Annotated in this window: 16 protein-coding genes; 10 read left to right on the top strand and 6 right to left on the bottom strand. The window is 69.7% G+C overall.

Annotated features, from left to right (window positions below; genetic code table 11):
• Window positions 1-61: 61 nt before the first annotated feature.
• The 6 genes from CUJ89_RS16065 to CUJ89_RS16090 all read left to right on the top strand — a co-directional run bounded on the left by CUJ89_RS16065 (window position 62) and on the right by CUJ89_RS16090 (window position 5,998).
• Window positions 62-2,131 (top strand): bifunctional 2',3'-cyclic-nucleotide 2'-phosphodiesterase/3'-nucleotidase, encoded by a 2,070-nt coding sequence (locus CUJ89_RS16065; RefSeq protein WP_114178182.1) that lies wholly within the window; start codon window positions 62-64, stop codon window positions 2,129-2,131.
• Between the two features lie 8 nt (window positions 2,132-2,139).
• Window positions 2,140-2,985: a tetratricopeptide repeat protein gene (locus CUJ89_RS16070; RefSeq protein WP_114178183.1), complete on the top strand. Its 846-nt coding sequence runs from the start codon at window positions 2,140-2,142 to the stop codon at window positions 2,983-2,985.
• 230 nt (window positions 2,986-3,215) lie between these two features.
• Entirely contained in the window at window positions 3,216-3,746 is a 531-nt protein-coding gene (locus CUJ89_RS16075; RefSeq protein WP_114178184.1) for a hypothetical protein, read from the top strand.
• A gap of 112 nt (window positions 3,747-3,858) precedes the next feature.
• Window positions 3,859-4,779 carry a biotin--[acetyl-CoA-carboxylase] ligase gene (locus CUJ89_RS16080; RefSeq protein WP_114178185.1) on the top strand — a complete coding sequence of 307 codons (921 nt, stop codon included), beginning with the start codon at window positions 3,859-3,861 and terminating at the stop codon, window positions 4,777-4,779.
• Window positions 4,776-5,576 (top strand): type III pantothenate kinase, encoded by an 801-nt coding sequence (locus tag CUJ89_RS16085; RefSeq protein WP_114178186.1) that lies wholly within the window; start codon window positions 4,776-4,778, stop codon window positions 5,574-5,576. The genes CUJ89_RS16080 and CUJ89_RS16085 overlap by 4 nt, the downstream gene beginning before the upstream one ends.
• A 179-nt stretch (window positions 5,577-5,755) precedes the next feature.
• Window positions 5,756-5,998 (top strand): hypothetical protein, encoded by a 243-nt coding sequence (locus CUJ89_RS16090; RefSeq protein WP_114178642.1) that lies wholly within the window; start codon window positions 5,756-5,758, stop codon window positions 5,996-5,998.
• Between the two features lie 29 nt (window positions 5,999-6,027).
• On the opposite strand, the gene rfaE2 is transcribed toward CUJ89_RS16090, so the two are convergent.
• From rfaE2 to CUJ89_RS16125, 6 genes are all read right to left on the bottom strand, one after another.
• Window positions 6,028-6,513 carry a D-glycero-beta-D-manno-heptose 1-phosphate adenylyltransferase gene (gene rfaE2 / locus CUJ89_RS16095; RefSeq protein ID WP_114178187.1) on the bottom strand — a complete coding sequence of 162 codons (486 nt, stop codon included), beginning with the start codon at window positions 6,511-6,513 and terminating at the stop codon, window positions 6,028-6,030.
• A gap of 169 nt (window positions 6,514-6,682) precedes the next feature.
• Window positions 6,683-7,561, bottom strand: a complete 879-nt coding sequence (locus tag CUJ89_RS16100) for a ferritin-like domain-containing protein (protein ID WP_114178188.1) — start codon at window positions 7,559-7,561, stop codon at window positions 6,683-6,685.
• Between the two features lie 466 nt (window positions 7,562-8,027).
• Window positions 8,028-9,254, bottom strand: coding sequence for a patatin-like phospholipase family protein (locus tag CUJ89_RS16110; RefSeq protein ID WP_114178189.1), 1,227 nt, complete (start codon window positions 9,252-9,254; stop codon window positions 8,028-8,030).
• Window positions 9,255-9,278: 24 nt separating this feature from the next.
• Window positions 9,279-10,007, bottom strand: a complete 729-nt coding sequence (locus tag CUJ89_RS16115; RefSeq protein ID WP_114178190.1) for a PhaM family polyhydroxyalkanoate granule multifunctional regulatory protein — start codon at window positions 10,005-10,007, stop codon at window positions 9,279-9,281.
• Window positions 10,008-10,086: 79 nt separating this feature from the next.
• Window positions 10,087-10,914 carry an enoyl-CoA hydratase/isomerase family protein gene (locus CUJ89_RS16120; RefSeq protein ID WP_114178191.1) on the bottom strand — a complete coding sequence of 276 codons (828 nt, stop codon included), beginning with the start codon at window positions 10,912-10,914 and terminating at the stop codon, window positions 10,087-10,089.
• Window positions 10,915-11,058: 144 nt separating this feature from the next.
• The gene (locus CUJ89_RS16125) at window positions 11,059-12,051 is read right to left on the bottom strand and encodes a fumarylacetoacetate hydrolase family protein (protein WP_114178192.1); all 993 of its coding nucleotides are present in this window, start codon (window positions 12,049-12,051) and stop codon (window positions 11,059-11,061) included.
• 129 nt (window positions 12,052-12,180) lie between these two features.
• Here CUJ89_RS16125 and CUJ89_RS16130 point away from each other — a divergent pair, with 129 nt between their 5' ends.
• From CUJ89_RS16130 to CUJ89_RS16150, 4 genes are all read left to right on the top strand, one after another.
• The gene (locus CUJ89_RS16130) at window positions 12,181-13,047 is read left to right on the top strand and encodes an IclR family transcriptional regulator (RefSeq protein ID WP_114178193.1); all 867 of its coding nucleotides are present in this window, start codon (window positions 12,181-12,183) and stop codon (window positions 13,045-13,047) included.
• A gap of 118 nt (window positions 13,048-13,165) precedes the next feature.
• Window positions 13,166-14,419 carry a DUF3108 domain-containing protein gene (locus CUJ89_RS16135; protein WP_114178194.1) on the top strand — a complete coding sequence of 418 codons (1,254 nt, stop codon included), beginning with the start codon at window positions 13,166-13,168 and terminating at the stop codon, window positions 14,417-14,419.
• A gap of 241 nt (window positions 14,420-14,660) precedes the next feature.
• Complete coding sequence (locus CUJ89_RS16145) at window positions 14,661-14,918, top strand: DUF3567 domain-containing protein (RefSeq protein WP_006477667.1); 258 nt, start codon at window positions 14,661-14,663, stop codon at window positions 14,916-14,918.
• Between the two features lie 201 nt (window positions 14,919-15,119).
• Window positions 15,120-16,181 (top strand): homocysteine S-methyltransferase family protein, encoded by a 1,062-nt coding sequence (locus tag CUJ89_RS16150; protein WP_114178196.1) that lies wholly within the window; start codon window positions 15,120-15,122, stop codon window positions 16,179-16,181.
• Window positions 16,182-16,223: the final 42 nt, after the last annotated feature.

Raw genomic sequence — 16,223 nt, forward strand, 5'->3', positions numbered from 1 at the left:
CGCGCCGCCATTTCGTTGCGCACCTCGCCAAAACAGAACAGAACACCGAACAGGACAACCGATGCGTTTTCCCCCGCTTTCCCGCCGCCGCGCGCCGGCCGCCGCCGCGCTCGCCGGCCTCGCCTTTGCCCTCGCCGGCTGCAACGGCGACGACGTCACCGCCCCGCCGTCGTCGCAGACGCAGGCCCAGGCGCCCGTCGGCACGACGGCCACGCTCGCGCTGCTCGAGACGACCGACCTGCACACCAATGTGCTGTCGTATGACTATTTCAAGCTCGCCGCCGACAATTCGCTCGGCTTCGAGCGCGTGTCGACGCTGATCGCGCAGGCGCGCGCGCAGTATCCGAACACGCTGCTGCTCGACAACGGCGACACGATCCAGGGCACCGCGCTGTCGGACTACCAGGCGCTCGTGAAGCCGGTCGGCTGCGACCAGACGCTCGCGATCTACAAGGTGATGAACGCCGCGAAATTCGACGGCGGCGGGATCGGCAACCACGAGTTCAACTACGGGCTGCCGTACCTGTCGCAGGTGACCGGCAACACGTTCGAGGTCGACGGCCTGCCGGCCCCGGCCCAGCAGAAGAAGTGCGCGGGCCCGACCTTCCCGCAGGTGCTCGCGAACGTGATCAGCGCGAAGACCAACGCGCCGCTGTTCACGCCGTACACGATCCTGACCCGCACGGTGACGGCGACGACGCCGGACGGCAAGACGGTCAGCGCGCCCGTGAAGATCGGCATCATCGGCTTCACGCCGCCCGCGATCATGAGCTGGGACAAGCGCTGGCTCGACGGCAAGGTCTACACGACCGGCCTGAAGGAAGCCGCCGAGAAGTACATTCCCGAGATGCGCGCTAAGGGCGCCGATCTCGTCGTCGCGATCTCGCACGGCGGCCTCGACAATGCCGCGTATTCGCCGACGATGGAAAACGGCAGCTGGTGGCTGTCGACGGTAGCCGGCATCGACGCGATGCTGATTGGCCACTCGCACCAGGTGTTCCCGGACGCCAACAGCACCGTGTCGCAGTTCAACCTGCCGGGCGTCGACAAGGTCAAGGGCACCGTCAACGGCGTGCCGACCGTGATGGCCAACTACTGGGGCAAGCACCTCGGCGTGATCAAGCTCGGCCTGAAGTTCGACGGCAAGACGTGGAGCGTCGACAAGTCGCAGACGACCGTCGAGGCGCGGCCGATCCAGAACGCCGACAAGACCTACGTCGCGGCCGATCCGTCCGTGTCGGCCGCGATCGCCGCCGAGCACCAGGCGACGATCGACTACGTGAAGACGCCGATCGGCTCGACCGACTACCGGATGAACTCGTACTTCGCGGATGTCGGCGATCCGGGCGCGATCCAGATCGTCAACGAGGCGCAGGCCGACTACGTCGCGCGCTACGTGCAGGCGAACCTGCCGCAATACGCGTCGCTGCCGGTGCTGTCGGTCAGCGCGCCGTTCAAGAGCGGCTTCGGCGGCGGCAGCGACTACACCGACGTCGCGCCGGGCGCGCTCGCGATCAACAACGCGGCCGACCTGTACCTGTATCCGAACACCGTCTACGCGGTGAAGGTGAGCGGCGCCGACGTGAAGAACTGGCTCGAGACGGCCGCGAAGCGCTTCAACCGGATCGACCCGACCAAGGCGACCGTGCAGCCGCTCGTCAGCAGCTTCCCCGGCTACAACTTCGACATGTTCACGTCGGCCGATCTCGCGTATGAAATCGACGTCACGCAGCCGCTCGGCAGCCGGATCAGGAACCTGACCTACAAGGGCACGCCGATCGACCCGAACGCGCAGTTCATCGTCGCGACCAACAACTACCGCGCGAGCGGCGGCGGCAACTTCCCGGGCCTCGACGGCAGCAAGACGATCTTCGCATCGCCCGATGCGAACCGCGACGTGCTGATCGCGTTCGTGAAGCAGCGCGGCAAGATCACGCGCACGGCCGACGGTGCGCAGCGCAGCTGGCGCTTCACGAAACTCGCGAGCTCGGTCGCGCACGTGCAGTTCGCGTCCGCGCCGAACCGTCTCGGCGATGCGGCGGCGGCCGGCCTGACCGGCATCACGCAGGTCGCGGCCGACGACGGCTCGGGCAAGACCCTCGCCACCTACGAGATCGACCTCACGCAATGAGACACGCGATGCAACCGATCCGGACGATGCGGCCGGCCGAAACCGGCTTCGCCGCCGCCGCGCGGCGCCTGCTGCGCGCGAAACTCCCGCCGGCCGCGCTGCTCGCGGCGGCGGCCGTGACCGTCGCGGCCGTCGTCGCGGCGACCGGCCTGCGCGGCACCGGCCCCGCGCCGAGCGCCGCGCAACTCGACGAATGGCAGGCGATGGTCACGCAGGCCGCCGAACCGCACGCGCTCGCGCAGTTGCGCACGCTCGCGCGCCGCGGCTCGGGCGCCGCCCAGGCGGCGCTCGGCATCGCGCTCGTCGACGCGCGCGAACCGGGGCTGCGCGACGAGGGACGCGGCTGGCTGGAAACAGCCGCGCAGGCGGATGGCCATGCCGACGCGCCGGCCGCGCGGCGCGCGCAGCTCGCGCTCGGCAAGGCACTGTTGCTCGGCAGCGGCGACATCCCGAAGGACTACGCACGCGCCCGTGCGCTGCTCGGCGAAGCGGCCGAACAGGGCGAACCGGCCGCCGCGTATTACCTCGGGCTGATCTATCGCAGCGGCTACGGCATCGCTGCCGATCCCGTGCAGGCCGCGCGCTGGTTCGACATCGCATCGCGCGCGGACATCCCGGCCGCGGACTTCATGCTCGCGAACGCGTACCGCGACGGCAGCGGCGTGCCGCGCGACGATGCACGCGCGCTCGCGCTGTATCGCCGGGCCGCCGAACACGAGTTGCCGGAAGCCGTGCAGACGCTCGCGATGGCCTATCGCAACGGCGAGCTCGGCCTGAAGCCCGACGCGGACGCGTTCCACGCGCAGTGGATCGAGACCGCGCATGCGCTGAAGCATCCGGTTGTCGCGCCTTGACGGTTCCGCGGCACGCGCGAGCGCGAACCAGCGGAACAGCGGCTGCCTGATGCGCACGACCCGACGCCCCGCGCATCGATCGCCCGGAAGCGGAATCGATCGTGGGGCGCGGGCGAGCGCGCCGGTCGCTGTATCGCCGTGTCGCCATCCGATCGATCCGTGTCGGTCGATAGGTGCGCGGCGATGCCTTAACATGCAGCCTCACAACAAAACCTGAGAGAACTGCATCCATGTCCGATCGCCTGTCCTGGCTTCGCGCCGCCGCCATTTCCGTCACTGCCGCCCCGTTCGTTGCGCTCGCCGCGCCGCCTGCCCATCCCGACATTTTCAACGCCGCGCTCTGCAAGCCACCGTTTACGTCGGACCTGATGGACTCGATCTACAACGCCGTGAAGGCGACCGATCCGAAGCCGGACGAGTCGATGCTGGGCGCCGCGGTCTTCCGTCTGCCGGAGCCGATCCGCCGGGACGACTTCACGACGCAGCACGTCGTGTTCGTCGGTACCGGGATCGGCGTGCTCGTCGAAGGTGAGGTTGCCGACCGGCTCGCGCAGCGCTACCAGCTCGCTCCCGAGAAGGGCCACCTGCTGGGCACGTCGTCCGTCGGCTATTCGCGCCGGCTGACGGTCCGCGGCCCCGGTGGCGCGCTGATCCTCGTGTCGGCCCGCCAGGGCCCGGCGCTGAAGGGCAGGACGCTGCTTGCGTGCGAAATGACGTCCGAGGAAGACATCAAGGCGCTGGAGCGGATGGAAAAGCAGTAAGTCGTGTGGCGGGGCACCGGCGCCGTTCGCGTGCGGGCCGCCGCACCTTGCCCCGCCTGTCGCGCGCGCTGCCCGGCGCGCGCCATCGCCCCCTGTGGCTACAATAAGCGCCATGAACGCCCCCACCTCCTCCGACACGCCCGATTCCGGCGACGCGCACATCGCGCGCAACCGGCTCGACGCGCACCTGGACGCCGCGCCGCGTGCGTGGCCGCTCGACATCGTCGCCGCCACCGGCTCGACCAACGCCGACGTCGCAACCCGGCTCAAGGCGCTGCCGCGCAGCGCGAACGCATTGCCCGCGCCGCTCGTGCGCGTGGCGTTCGAGCAGACGGCCGGCCGCGGCCGGCAGGGCCGCCCGTGGTTCGCGCAGCCCGGCAACGCGCTGCTGTGCTCGGTCGGCTGCATCGTGCCGCGCCCCGTCGACGCGCTCGGCGGCCTCAGCATCGCGATCGGCGTCGCGCTCGCCGAAGGGCTGGCCACGCTGCCGCTCGACACCCACACGCGCGTCGCGCTCAAATGGCCGAACGACCTGTTGCTGACGGCCACCGACGACGGCACGCCGCGCATCGTCGGCAAGCTCGCCGGGATCCTGATCGAAACCGTCTGGACCACCGCCAACGCAACCGCCGTCGTGATCGGCTTTGGCATCAACGTGCGCGGCGCGGAAGCCGTCGCCACGCAGGTCGACGCGCTGCGCGCGCGCGATGCGACGCTCGCGAGCGGCCTGCCGCCCGCCGCGCTGTCGATCGCGTGCGCATCGGCCAACCTCACCGATACGCTCGCCGCGTCGCTGAACGCGCTCACGCCCGCGCTCGCGCAGTTCGGCGCCGACGGGCTCGCGCCGTTCCTGCCGCGCTGGCACGCGCTGCACGCTTACGCGGGGCGCGAAGTCGTCCTGCTCGAACAGGGGGTCGAACGCGTGCGCGGCATCGCGACGGGTATCGATGCGACCGGCCAGTTGCTGCTCGACACGCCGGACGGCGTGCAGGCGATCGCAGCCGGCGACGTGTCGCTGCGCGAAGCGCAATGAGCGAGCCGCACCTGCTGATCGACGCCGGCAACAGCCGGATCAAGTGGGCGCTCGCGGATGCGCAGCGCACGCTCGTCGATACGGGCGCGTTCGGCCACGCTCGCGACGGCGGTGCCGATCCCGACTGGTCGAACCTGACGCGGCCGCGCGGCGCATGGATCTCGAACGTCGCGGGCGCCGACGTGGCCGCGCGGCTCGACGCGCTGCTCGATGCGCGTTGGCCGGACCTGCCGCGCACGACGATACGCTCGAGGCCCGCGCAATGCGGCGTGACGAACGGCTATACGACGCCCGAACAGCTCGGCAGCGATCGCTGGGCCGGCCTGATCGGCGCGCACGCGGCCTTTCCGGGCGAGCACCTGTTGATCGCGACGTTCGGCACCGCGACGACGCTCGAGGCGCTGCGTGCGGACGGCCGCTTCACGGGCGGGCTGATCGCGCCGGGCTGGGCGCTGATGATGCGCGCGCTCGGCACGCACACCGCGCAGTTGCCGACGCTGACCACCGACATCGCGAGCGGGCTGCTCGCGGGCGCGCAGGCCGAGCCGTTCCAGGTCGATACGCCGCGCTCGCTGTCGGCCGGCTGCCTGTACGCGCAGGCCGGGCTGATCGAACGCGCGTGGCGCGATCTCGCCGACGCGTGGCAGGCGCCCGTGCGGCTCGTGCTGGCCGGCGGCGCGGCGGACGACGTCGCACGTGCGCTGACGGTCCCGCATACGCGGCACGACGCGCTGATCCTGTCCGGGCTCGCGCTGATTGCCGCGGAAGCGGCCGCCGCAGCGGCGGCACAGGATTGACGGAAAGATGCCGGCGCGGGGCGACACAAGCCCCCGGGCGGGCATGCGTCACGATGACGATGCAATACGGGCGGCGACGCAGCGGCGGCCCGCGCGAACGGTTAGCGGAAGCAATGAAAAAAACCGGCCATGTGGCCGGCCTGACTGAATGACATGAACGACGACGAGGAGTGTCGACGATGCTACGCTGGCTGATCGCTGTTCTCTTTCTCGCCAACATGCTCGCGTTCGTGGTGTCGCGCGGCGTGTTCGGGCCGCTGCCGGCGGCCGGCCCGCGCGAACCCGGCGTGCTGTCGCGGCAGGTGCGGCCCGATGCGCTGCGCGTGACGCCACTGGCGCAGGCGACCGACCAGCCCGTCATCGGCGGCCCGATCGCGCCGCCGGCCGTCACGGCTGCGCCGCTCGCGGCATCCGCGCCCTGACGGCACTCCTGACGGCAATAACGCCGCGCTCAGGACTGCTGCGCGCGCACCTTCTTCAGCAACGCGGTGGTCGAGCGGTCATGCTCGAACGGAATCGCCAGCGCGCGGCCGCCCCAACCGCGCACGAGCGCCGATTCCGGCAGCGCATCCATGTCGTAGTCGCCGCCCTTCACGAGGATGTCCGGACGGACGGCCTCGATCAGCGACACAGGCGTCTTTTCCTCGAACTTCACGACCCAGTCGACGCTTTCCAGCGCCGCGAGCAGCGCCGCGCGGTCGTCCTCGCGATTGATCGGCCGGTCGTCGCCCTTGCCGAGCATGCGCACCGACGCGTCGCTGTTCAGGCCGACGATCAGGCATGCACCGAGCGCTTTCGCGTCGGCGAGATACGTGACGTGTCCGCGGTGCAGGATGTCGAATACCCCATTGGTGAACACGACAGGCGACGGCAGCGACGCGCGCAGGGCGACGAGGGCATCACGGGTGATCAGCTTGCGTTCGAAGGTGGCGGGCATGATGGAGGTCGGACGGAATGAACGACGGCGCGCGCGGCAGACCTCGACGGCAGGACGCGGCGGCGGCGCCAGATAAAAAGCCCGCCGGACCGGCCGGGCGGGCTTCATGCAACGGACGCGAAACGGCGCAACGCGGCCGGCGCGACTCACGCCGGCTGCGGCGCCTGCCTCAGGCCGGCTGCGCGGCCGACGACGGGCCGCTTTCGGACTGCAGGCGGCCGGTGACTTCCTTGCGGTAGCGGTTCAGTTCCTGCGCGGTCGCGAACGTGCGCTCGAACAGGATCGACAGGTTGTGCAGGATGCGCTCGACGACCTTCTTTTCCCACTCGCCGTCGAAACGGATCTGCTCGTCGAGCCAGCGCTCGAGCCATTCCGGATCGGGCAGGCGCGACTGCACGGTGTCGCGCGGGAACAGCGCCTGGTTCACGTGCAGGTTGGTCGGGTGCAGCGGCTTCTCGGTGCGGCGCGCCGACGCCATCAGCACGCCGATCTTCGCGAACGCGGCACGCGCGACGTCGCCGCAGTTGTTCAGCGCCTTCTTCATGTAGCGCAGGTACGCGCCGCCGTGGCGCGCTTCATCGCGCGAGATCGTTTCGTAGATCTGCTTGATGACGGGCTCGGTGTGCCAGTCGGCCGCGCAGCGGTACCAGTGGTTCAGGCGGATCTCGCCGCAGAAGTGCAGCATCAGCGTCTCGAGCGGCGGCGCCGGGTCGAACTGGAAGCGCACCGCGTGCAGCTCCTCCTCGGACGGCACCATTTCCGGCTTGAAGCGGCGCAGGTATTCCATCAGCACGAGCGAATGCTTCTGCTCCTCGAAGAACCACACGCTCATGAACGCGGAAAAGTCGCTGTCGTGCTGGTTGTCGCGCAGGAACATTTCCGTCGCGGGCAACGCCGACCATTCGGTGATCGCGTTCATCTTGATCGTCTTCGCCTGCTCGTCGGTGAGCAGCGAAGCGTCGAACTTGTCCCACGGAATGTCCTTCTCCATGTCCCAGCGGACAGCTTCGAGCGACCTGTAAAGTTCCGGATAAAGCATCGTGTTCATGATGGTCCCACCCCTGTTCTGCGCAATGCGACTTCTCTAAACGTGACTGTTGCCGCAAAAGTGCGCCAAGCGCGCTTTTTGCAGCCAAGACTCTAATTTTACGCGTGAAACCGACCGACCGGACGCTGATTCCGCGTCCGGCAGCCGGGCGGCCGCGCCGCCGCCGTTGGGCACGCCGCAGCCACGCTCCGTACGAACGGAACCGGCCGCGCTTGCCTGAGTTGGGGGCCGGCGCTGGCCGGCTCGTTGGCGAGCCCGTCCCCTGCCCCCAGGCGGGTTCCCCGAAGGGTCCCGTGCGGATGCCGGATCGGCGGGCTGCTCGATATGGTGTATACGGCGGCGGCCATGATATCACGCGTGCATGACGGTTCCGAGACGCCTGCCCGGCCGCGCCGCGCCCATCGCGATGCGGCGATCGGTCGCGGCCGACCGTCGCGAAAACGCAACCGCACGCCCCCTCCATGCATCAGACCCGTATTTCGCCCGTCGCGAGACCGTCTTCCGGCGGCGTGCCGGCAGCCGGCGCGCTGCCGCCGTCCGCCTGCGCGATCCAGCCGACGAGCGTGTCGCGCTGCGCCCGCCCGTCGCAGTAGCCGAGTTCGATCAGTTCGCGCGTGAACGCCTCCTCGAACAGCAGGTAGCTCGCGAACGACGCGCCGGCCGGCTGGCTGCCGCCCACCGCGCCGAGCAGCCCGCGCATCGTCGCCGGCATCTGCTTCAGGTGCTTCGCGGCGATCAGCTCGATGCGCTCGGACGGCGCGATCGCCAGCACGTCGACGTGCCGCCAGCCGCTGTCCACCTCGACCTGGTGCGGCAGGTGCTCGATCATCCGGTTGATGTGCTCGATCCGCTCGATGTCCGAGCCGATCGAGTCGAGAAACACGCTCGCGAGCACCTGCTGGCCGATCTGCGCGAGCGTCGGGTAGCCGCGCACCAGGCCCGCGCCGTTCGCGGCCGGAATCTCGGGCCGCGGGTCGGCGGCGCCGACGACGACGATCCGGTCCGCGCCGAAGTGAATCGCCGGCGACAGCGGGGCAATCTGCCGGATCGAACCGTCGCCGAAGTATTCGATCTGCCCGTCGAGCACGAGCGGCACGGCCGGGAACACGAATGGAATAGCCGACGACGCGAGCAGGTGCGACGCCGACAGGTCGACGAGCCGCGCGGTGCGCTGCGCGCGCCGCCACGCCTGGATCGGCTCGGCCGCCTGGTAGAACGTGAGGTGCCGGCCGCTCGAATAGCTGAGCGCCGTCACCGCGAGCGCATGCAGCAGGCGCGCCTCGAGCATCTGCTCGATCCGGTGGAAGCTCAGCTCGCGCTGCAGCAGGTGCGCGAGCGGCTTGTTGTCGAGCAGCCCGCGCGGCGAGCTGCGGGACGCCCAGCCGAAGGTCATCGCCGCGAGCCAGCGCGCGCCGGCGGCCGCGATGCCGAGCCAGTCGGTGCGATACACGTAGTCGGCGCGCAGCGGTTCCCAGAATTCGAGCAGGCGCCGCACGCCGTGGGAAAAATCGTCCGCGTGGCTCGCGATCGACGTCGCGTTGATCGCGCCGGCGGACGAGCCGCACACGACCGCGAACGGCAGCGTGTGCCGTTGCGGATCGGCCTCGCGCGCGATCTCGGTCAGCGCCTTCAGCACGCCGACCTGATAGGCGGCACGCGCGCCGCCTCCCATCAGAACGAGCGCGAGCCGCATGATCGACCTGCTACCTGCGCCGCGTCACGTCGAGCGCTTCGGCGGACGGGTTGCGGGCGACGAAGCGGCCGCCGCGCGCGCCGCGGCCGAATCGGCCGGCTTCGCGCGCTTCGCCGCGGGCTTGCGCGGCGCGGCAGCAGCCGGCGCCGGCTTCGCGGCTTTCTCCGGCGCTGCGGCCGTGTCCGGCGGCGCGTCGCCCGGCGCCGCGGGCTCCATGCCCGGCTGCGCCATCGCGAGGTTCGCAAGCTGGTTGAACTGCGACTGCAGCAGGTTCCACCAGCCGGCCGGATCGAAGGCCTGCTGCGCGGCGTCGCCTTCCGGCGGCGCATCCGCGGCGTCCGGCGCCGCCGACGCGGCTTTCGCCGCATGCGCCGCCACGACGGCCGCTTCCTCGGCCGCCGACATCGAGCTTTGCGCGAACGCGCCGAACGCACGCAGCGTCGCGAGCGTCGCGCGCTGCACCTCGAGCGCCTGGATCGCAGACTGCAGCATCCCGAGATTGAGCTTCAGCCACTGCTCGACCGCGCGCATATCGGTGATCCGCTTGTCGAGTTCCTCGACGCTCGTGAGCGGCGCCATCATGTCGGACATGCTCGACAGCGACGGCGGCAGCCCTGGCGTGGCGCCCGGAAACGGCGTCATCCCGCCGAACGGCGACATCCGGACCATGTCCCACATCCGGTCGAGCATGTCGGCGGGCTTGAAGCCGGCAAAGCCGGCGAAAGGGTTCGAGCCGGAGGCATCGGTCGTCATACGGGCATCCTGGTTGACTGAGGGAGCGAGGCGGCCGCCATGCGTCGCGCAGCCGCGCGTGGTTCGATCATAGCGCGCGTCAGAACGGCGCGTCGCCGGGGAAGTCGGGCGGACGCCGCTCGCGCAGCGAGCGGAGGCCTTCCTGCACGTCGGGCCCCGAGAAACCCATGAATTCGAGCGCGAGCGACGCGTCGAAGGTCGGCCCGGCCGTGCGCAGCCAGTTGTTCAGCGCGTACTTGGTCCAACGGATCGCCGACTGCGAGCCGTGCGCGAGCCGCCCGGCCACTTCGTACGCCTTCGGCAGCAGGTCGGCCGGCTCGACCGCGAGCGATACCAGGCCGATCCGCTCGGCCTCCTCGCCGCTCACGGGCTCGCACAGCAGCAGGTAGTACTTCGCCTTCGCCATCCCGCACAGCAGCGGCCACACGATCGCCGCGTGGTCGCCGGCCGCGACGCCGAGCCGCGTATGGCCGTCGATGATGCGCGCATCCTTCGCGGCAATCGAGATGTCGGCGAGCAGCCCGGCGACGAGCCCCGCGCCGACGGCCGGGCCATGCATCGCCGACACGATCGGCTTGCTGCAGTTGATCACGTTGTAGACGAGGTCGCGCGCCTCGCGCCACACGCGGGCGCGCACGTCGAAGTCGTTCGCCATGTCCTCGACGAGCGCGAGATCGCCGCCCGCCGAAAAGCCCTTGCCTTCGCCGCGGATCACCGCGACGCGCGTGTCGGGATCGCGGTCGACGTCGCGCCAGATGTCGGCGAGCTCGCGATGCATGCGCGCGTTCGCGGTCGCGAGACCGCTGCGGTTCGCGCCCTCGCCGCTCATCACGATGTCGAGCACGCCATGATCGCGGCGCGTCACCTTCAGTGCTTCGTAACCGCCGTACGCGGCGAGATCGGCCATGCTCTGCTCCTTGCCATACGGTCTGTTTCCACATGAAAACAGACCGTCGCTCCTGAATCGAGTGTAACCAAGCCCGCGCGGGCAAACATCAGGCGAAACCCGGCGCGCGGGCCGGGGCTGGGTTTCGCAGGTGCGTGGCGCGACTTACGCCGCGCCGTCGGGCGGCGCGACCGACTGCTCGATCGCGCCGAAGATCGACTTGCCGGCCGCATCGAACATCTCGATGCGCACCGTATCGCCGTAGCGCATGAATTCCGTCTGCGGCGCGCCGTGCTCGATCGTTTCGAGGCAGCGCTTCTCGGCGATGCAGCAGTAGCCGCGCTTCGCGTCCTTGTTCGACACCGTGCCCGAGCCGACGATCGAGCCGGCGCGCAGGTTGCGCGTCTTCGCCGCGTGCGCGACCAGCTGGCCGAAGTGGAACACCATGTCGGTGCCCGCATCGGGCTGGCCGACCTTCTTGCCGTTCCAGTGGACGATCATCGGCCGGTGCACGCGGCCTTCACGCCATTCGTCGCCGAGCTCGTCGGGCGTCACGGCGACCGGCGCGAACGCGGTGGCCGGCTTGCTCTGGAAGAAGCCGAAGCCCTTCGCGAGCTCGGCCGGAATCAGGTTGCGCAGCGACACGTCGTTCACGAGCGTGACGAGCCGCACGGCCTTCAGCGCGTCGTCGGGCGATGCGCTCATCGGCACGTCGCCGGTGATCACCGCGACTTCCGCCTCGAAATCGATGCCCCATTCCTCGGACGGGCACACGACGTCGTCGCGGGCGCCGAGGAAATCGTCGCTGCCGCCCTGGTACATCAGCGGATCGGTCCAGAACTCGGGCGGCATCTCCGCGCCGCGCGCACGGCGCACGAGCTCGACGTGGTTCACGTACGCGGAGCCGTCGGCCCACTGGAACGCGCGCGGCAGCGGCGCCATGCAATTGGCCGGATCGAACGCGAACGGGTTGCGCGCGCGGCCGTGATTCAGCGCTTCGTACAGGTCGCGCAGTTGCGGCGCGTAGAACGCCCAGTCGTCGAGGACGCGCTGCAGCGTCGACGCGATCGCGTCGGCAATCGCCGCGGTGTGCAGGTCACGCGACACGACGATCAGCTGGCCGTCGCGCGTGCCGTCCTTCAGCGAAGCAAGTTTCATAGGGGGAATTTGCCGTTGTAGTGACGATGGAGGGAATCTATTTTACGATGGTGAATCCATGCGGCGCGCCACGATTGCGTACGCCGTTTCCGCCCTGATCCTTGCCGCATTTTCGCGCACCCGTTGCCCATGCCCGCCAGCCCGCTTCCCGACGATGATCTCGCCGACTCCGACTCCGATGACGCCGCCTCCGGCGAGAACGGCGAGAAGGTCCGTTCCGGCATCCAGTCGATCGAAGTCGGCTTCCGCCTGCTCGACGTGCTGACGAGCGAGCCGCGCGCGATGATGCTGCGCGACCTCGCGCAGCGCGCGGGCATGAGTCCTGCGAAGGCGCACCGCTACCTGGTCAGCTTCTCGCGGCTCGGCGTCGTGTCGCAGGACCCCGTATCGGGCCGCTACGAGCTCGGCGGCTTCGCGCTGCAGATGGGGCTCGCGCGGCTCGCGCGCGTCGACGGCGTGAAGCTCGCGCGGATCGCGCTGACCGAGTTCCGCGACCGCCTCGACCAGACGGTCGGCATCGCGGTATGGGGCAACCAGGGGCCGACGATCGTACACTGGATGGAATCGAGCCATCCGGCGAAGGCGTCGCTGAAGCTCGGCGACGTGATGCCGCTGCTCGGCTCCGCGACGGGGCTGCTGTTCGCTGCGTACCTGCCGCGCAGCAAGACCGCCGCGATGCTCGAGCGCGAACTCGCCGATACGCGCCGCTCGCCGCACCACGGCGGCCCACGCACGCTCGACGAGGTCGACGCGGTGCTCGCCGACGTGCGCAAGCACGAAGCCGCGCGCGTCGAAGGGATGCTGCTGCCGACGATCCACGCGTTCTGCATGCCCGTGTTCGACGCGGTCGGCGAACTCGCGCTCGCGATCGTCGCGCTCGGCCAGGAAGGCTCGTTCGACATTGCGTGGGGCGGCGAGATCGACGCCGCGCTGCGCACCTGCGCGCAGAAACTGTCTTACGAACTCGGCTATAGTCCCGACGCGCGCGACGCCTGACGCGCCCGGTACCCGCCCGGCACGCCACGCACCGCGAACGCGCGGCGCATCCGACGGTCCGATTCCTGTGGCGCGCGCTGCGCACCCGACGTCACGCGACCGCCCCGATCCTGTTCCGATGCCCATGCCGCCTGCCGACATCCGCCCGAGTCACGCCCTGCCCCGCCGCTGGCTGCGCGTGGGCGTCGCGCTCGTGGTCGTGCTGGTGCTGCACGCGCTCGCCGCGCTCTGGCTGATGCGCAACCGCGAATCGTTCACGCCGCCCGCGCCCGCCGAGGTCCCCGTGCAGATCGAGCTGCTGAAGCCGCAACCGATCGAGCGCCAGCCCGCACCGCCCGCACCGAAGCCGGTCGAGCATCCGGCCGCGCCCGCGCCGGCCACGCCCAAGGCCGCCGCACCGAAGCCCACGCCATCGCCGACGCCGGTCCTCACGTCGACGCAGACAGCCGAGCACGGCGAGCCGCCGCCGGCCGCCGCGTCGGCGGCGAGCGGCGTGCCGGGCGCATCGGGCGCGCAGGCCGCGTCGGCTGCCGGCGCAAGCAGCGCCGCGACGCCGGGCCCCGCGACGAGCGGCGTGAAGTTCGCCGCGCCGCCGTCAGGCGACCTGCAATACGACACGTTCTACAACGGGATGCAGAACATGATCGGCACGATCCACTGGCGCACCGACGGACGCACCTACGATCTGTCGGTATCGATGCCCGTGCCGTTCGTCGGCCCGTTCACCTATCGCAGCGAAGGCCGCATCGACGCGTTCGGCGTCGCGCCCGACCGTTACGTCGAGAAGCGCGGCAAGCGGCCGGAAGACATCGCGATCTTCAACCGCGAGATCCGGCAGGTCGTGTTCACGCGCACGCCGAACAACGCGCCGCTGCCCGACGGCGTGCAGGACCGCTTCAGCATGCTGATGCAGTTGTCGGGGCTCGTCCGCGGCAATCCTGCCGCGTACCAGCCGGGCGTCACGCAGCAGTTCGTCGTGATCGACAACAACAGCAGCGAGACCTGGCCGATCACCGTGATCGGCGACGAGCAGGTGCAGACGCAGAGCGGTATCATCAACGCACGGCACTTCATGCGCCTGCCGCGCCGCGACGGCGACACGCGCCGCGTCGACATGTGGCTCGCACCGTCGCTCGGCTGGCTGCCCGCACGGCTCGTGCAGACCGAGCCGAACGGCACGCAGATCGAACTGCTGTGGCATGGCGGGCTCGCGGCGCCGGCCGGCGGTGCAACGAACGCGCCCACCGGCGCACCGACGCCCGATGCATCGGCCGCACCGGTCGCGGAACCGGCACAACCCGCGCCGCCGGCCGCCGTGCAACCGCCGGCACAACCGGCTGCACCGCCCGCCTCGTCGCCGGCCGCACCGTAACGGCAAGCGATTCGGCAATTTCGACCGATTACAGATTTTCGTGAAATAGCCGATGACACTCTTTAACAACTATTTCCGTACACCGGCAGACAATAAGAAACGTTTCATAGACATCGGCTTCTAACCGATACACCCCACGCAACGGGAACGGGGTGTGCAGCGCAAGCCCCTTGAAACCGGCAAGGCCCGCCCCACCTAGGGGACAACAAGGCCAGATGCCACTGCGAAGAGGAGTGCCGCCATGCAAATGATCTACAACAGCCCCAACTACTGCGTCGTCGAATTTGCGCCGCAGGCTGGCCATCATCTGATGAATGCCGGCGGATACGAAATCGTCGACAAGAATGCGCAGCGCGAGATCTTCATCGACGGCGAACTTGCCGAACGCTTCCGCGCGCACGTGAAACAGCTGATCGAGGATGAACCGTCGCTCGACGAAGTCGACGAATTCCTCGGGCAATTCGACAGCCTGATGATGATGCCCGTCGTGCTGCACTGACGACCCGCGGCCCGGCGCCTCGCGCGGCCGGGCCATTCGCCGCGCACCGACGCGGCGCCGCGAGCACTCCGATCATGCCCCCGCCCGGTTCGCCGGGCGGGGGTTTTCGTTTGGCGGGCCGCCCGGCCGGCGCGAGGCCGGGCGGCGGTCAGGCGCACCGGCTACAATGACGGCTTTCCCGTCTTCGCCGGTCTTCCGCCCATGTCTGCGACACCTCTCGCCGCTTACGCCGACGCGCCCTACACGCGCGGCGCCGCACTGCCCGCGCTGCTGAAATCGCGCATCCTGATCCTCGACGGCGCGATGGGCACGATGATCCAGCGCTACAAGCTCGACGAAGCCGCGTATCGCGGCGAGCGCTTCAAGGATTTCCCGCGCGACATCAAGGGCAACAACGAACTGCTGTCGCTCACGCAGCCGCAGATCATCGGCGAGATCCACGACCAGTACTTCGCGGCCGGCGCCGACATCGTCGAGACCAACACGTTCGGCGCGACCACAGTCGCGCAGGCCGACTACGGGATGGAAGATCTCGTCGTCGAGATGAACGTCGAATCGGCACGGCTCGCGCGCGAATCGGCCGCGAAATACGCGACGCCGGCCAAGCCGCGCTTCGTCGCGGGCGCGATCGGGCCGACGCCGAAGACGGCGAGCATCTCGCCGGACGTCAACGATCCGGGCGCGCGCAACGTCACGTTCGACGAGCTGCGCAACGCGTACTACGCGCAGGCGAAGGCGCTGCTCGACGGCGGCGTCGACCTGTTCCTCGTCGAGACGATCTTCGACACGCTGAACGCGAAGGCCGCGCTGTTCGCGCTCGACGAACTGTTCGAAGACACCGGCGAGCGCCTGCCGATCATGATCTCGGGCACCGTCACGGATGCCTCCGGCCGCATCCTGTCGGGCCAGACGGTCGAGGCGTTCTGGAATTCGCTGCGCCACGCGAAGCCGCTCACGTTCGGCCTGAACTGCGCGCTCGGCGCGGCGTTGATGCGCCCGTACATCGCCGAGCTCGCGAAGCTGTGCGACACCTACGTGTCGTGCTACCCGAACGCGGGCCTGCCGAACCCGATGAGCGACACCGGCTTCGACGAGACGCCTGACGTCACGTCGGGCCTCCTGAAGGAATTCGCGCAGGCCGGGCTCGTGAACCTCGCGGGCGGCTGCTGCGGCACGACGCCCGAGCACATCGCCGAAATCGCGAAGGCGCTCGCCGACGTGAAGCCGCGCCGCTGGCCGAACCAGTACAGCGACAACGCCTGACCCGATCGCCCCACGCCCTTCATCACCAGAATTCGCACCGCC

This window comes from Burkholderia pyrrocinia (assembly GCF_003330765.1).
Classification (GTDB): domain Bacteria; phylum Pseudomonadota; class Gammaproteobacteria; order Burkholderiales; family Burkholderiaceae; genus Burkholderia; species Burkholderia pyrrocinia_B.